Below are 2682 nucleotides of genomic sequence, written 5' to 3'. Positions count from 1 at the left end.
TTTTTCAGGCAGATGCCGATGGCGACGAAACCGAGGAAAAGCAGCGTCAGGCTTGCGGACTGGACAACGATCTGAACCGCGGCCAGAGCGGCCAGCATCAGGCCGTGAAACCGCCCCTCCCGCGCTTCGCCGTCGAGATAGCGGCGGGAATAGCGCATCACCACCCAGCCGATGAAGGCCACCAGCAGCGTCATCGTCACGCTGACGGGATCGAGCCGGACGGCAAGCATGTAGGGGCCTTCAAAAAGGCGCGCCGTGGATGGACCGAAGACAAGAAGCTGCGCCAGACCGGCCAGGGCGAAACCAAAAGCGGCGAGCGCGCTTGCCTCGACGATCATGGGATACCGTCCCGGGCGGCGGCCGGGACGGGCGATCGATACGACGGCGACAGCCAGCAACACGATCGGCGCCAGCAGGGGCAAGGGAACAAGAAGCGACATCGAAACCTCAGGGGCGATTGAACATGCCGCCGATATAGCGCCTCGCTTTCATTGAAAAAATTACATATATTCTTCGTAAACGTTCTGTTTTATGAAAGTGAAGGCGTTGAACCTGCATCATCTGAGACTGTTCCGGGCGGTCGCGCGGGATGGCACCCTGACGGGGGCCGCGCGCGCCCTGAACCTGTCGCAATCTGCCCTGTCGTCCCAGATCAGGACGCTCGAGGCGGCTCTCGGCCATGATCTTTTCGAACGGCGCGGCCGGGGGCTGGTGCTCACCGAGGCAGGACGGATCGCGCTGGACCATGCCGAAGCGATCTTCCGGGCGGCGGAAGATCTGACAGCCACGCTGAGGAATGCGGGAACGGCGCGCCGGGCCTTGCGCGTCGGTGCGCTGGCAACGCTTTCCCGAAACTTCCAGATCGGCTTCATCGAGCCTCTGATCGGCCGTTCCGATGTCGAGGTGGTGCTGCGCTCGGGCGCCCAGCCGGAGCTGTTGCGCGCGCTCGAAGCGCTGTCGATCGATGTCGTGCTCACCAACCTCGTGCCGGCGCGCGATGCATCCAGCCCCTATCTGGCGCACGCCCTGGCGGCGCAGACGGTCAGCGTGATTGCGCCGCCGGGCGCAAGCGCGCTTCTGGGCCGGCCCCTTCCCGAAATCCTGTCCTCGCAACCCCTGATTCTGCCGACGCCGGAATCGGCGCTTCGGGCCTCCTTCGATGCGATGGTGGAACAACGCGGCATTGCCACAAGGATTGCCGCCGAGGCCGACGACATGGCCATGATCCGCCTGCTGGCGCGCGCCAATGCCGGCCTTGCCGTCATTCCGCCAATTGTCGTGAGGGACGAACTGGCCTCCGGTCGTCTCATCGAACTGGGCAGGCTGGAGGACCTGCGCGAGGAATTCTTTGCGATCACCCTTCATCGCCGTTTCCCGAATCCGCTGGTTGGCGAGTTGATCAATGCCTTCAAGAGCTGAAAAGCGCCGGCAATCGAACCCATGGCGCCGTCAGTGATCAGGCCCGCAAACCCGGAAAATGCGCGTTCGGGCCGCTAGCCCGTCGCCGCGCGCGGAATTCCCTCCTCTTTTTCAAACGGTCCCCTCCCGCGCCGGCCGTTCCGGCGCTATAGATTGCCCATGCAACGCAACCGTTATCATCATCTTGAATGGCTTCACGGCATCGATTTTTTCGAGGCCGCCTTCAGCACGCAGAGGTTCACCCGCCATGCGCATGAGGGCTTTGCGATCGGCGCGATTGCCGAAGGTGCCGGCGGTTATCTCTGTCGCGGCGAAAGCATGGTGCTGCCTGCCGGTTCGCTCTCCTTGATGAACCCGGAAGAGCCGCATACCGGCCACGCGGCCTCGGAACGGGTGCGTTACACCATGCTGTACGCTTCCGAGGCGGCGGTGCGCGCGGTTCTGGGCGTGCGCAGCCTTCGCGGCTTTGCCGAGATCGCCCCGCGCGACCGCGGGTTCAGGCTGTCGCAGGCGCTCGCCCGCCTGGCCTCGTGCCTCAACAGCGCCCGGATGGCCGATCATCGCCTGGCGGCGGAGGAGGCTGTCCATGCGGTGCTGGCCGAAGCCTTCGCGCATTACGGTCGCGCAGAACTGCGCCGGGCGGGCAACGAGCCCGCCGCAATCCGCACGCTGCTTGGCTTGATCGCGGAGGGCGTCGCCGCCGGAAAACCGCTGAGCCTGTCCGATATGGCGGCCGCCGTCGGCCTGAACCCGTCCTATCTCATCCGCAGCACCGTCCGCGCCACCGGACTGACGCCGCACGGCCATGTGGTGCGCGTCCGCCTGGATCATGCCCGCCGTCTGCTGCTCGACGGCGCGCCCGCGGTCGAGGCCGCGATTGCCGCCGGGTTTTGCGATCAGGCGCATCTGATCCGCCATTTCCGCCGCCATTACGGCGTGACGCCCGGCGCGCTCATCCGGCACTGAACGTCAATTTCGTCCAAGACCCGCCGCCTTCCTGCATGCCATGGCGTGGCGCGAAAGGAGACCGTCATGTCACTCAAACCCGTGATCATTCTGGATGAAACGCTGCCGACCGGCCTCAAGGCGAATTTCCCGGCCGTCATGGCCATGAGCCTCGGGAAGCTGCGGCCCGACCTTGTCGGCGCGGATACGCCGACCGGTGACGGGTTTTCCCTTGCCGGAATCACCACCGTCGCCTTGCCGGTTCTCGGTGCATCGGCAGAAGAACTGCCGGCGCTCTTCGACAAGGCGGCCGACCTG

Annotated in this window: 3 protein-coding genes and 1 pseudogene; 3 read left to right on the top strand and 1 reads right to left on the bottom strand. The window is 65.2% G+C overall.

Annotation, left to right across the window (positions count from 1 at the left end):
• A pseudogene (locus AC5DC2_RS22595) lies at positions 1-440 on the bottom strand (oxidoreductase); the annotation flags it as partial.
• A gap of 97 nt (positions 441-537) precedes the next feature.
• Here AC5DC2_RS22595 and AC5DC2_RS22590 point away from each other — a divergent pair.
• The 3 genes from AC5DC2_RS22590 to AC5DC2_RS22580 all read left to right on the top strand — a co-directional run.
• Entirely contained in the window at positions 538-1419 is an 882-nt protein-coding gene (locus AC5DC2_RS22590) for a LysR family transcriptional regulator (protein ID WP_491700112.1), read from the top strand.
• A gap of 159 nt (positions 1420-1578) precedes the next feature.
• Complete coding sequence (locus tag AC5DC2_RS22585; protein ID WP_061449918.1) at positions 1579-2385, top strand: AraC family transcriptional regulator; 807 nt, start codon at positions 1579-1581, stop codon at positions 2383-2385.
• 66 nt (positions 2386-2451) lie between these two features.
• A partial coding sequence (locus tag AC5DC2_RS22580) for a DUF2000 family protein (protein WP_491700111.1) occupies positions 2452-2682 on the top strand: 231 nt, incomplete at its 3' end.

The organism is Martelella sp. (genome assembly GCF_984369615.1).
This window is presented reverse-complemented; position numbering and strand designations above follow the sequence as displayed.

Coding starts and splice junctions, on each gene's coding strand:
- AC5DC2_RS22585 (WP_061449918.1), top strand. CDS start 1,579: ATGCAACGCAACCGTTATCATCATCTTGAATGGCTTCACGGCATCGAT.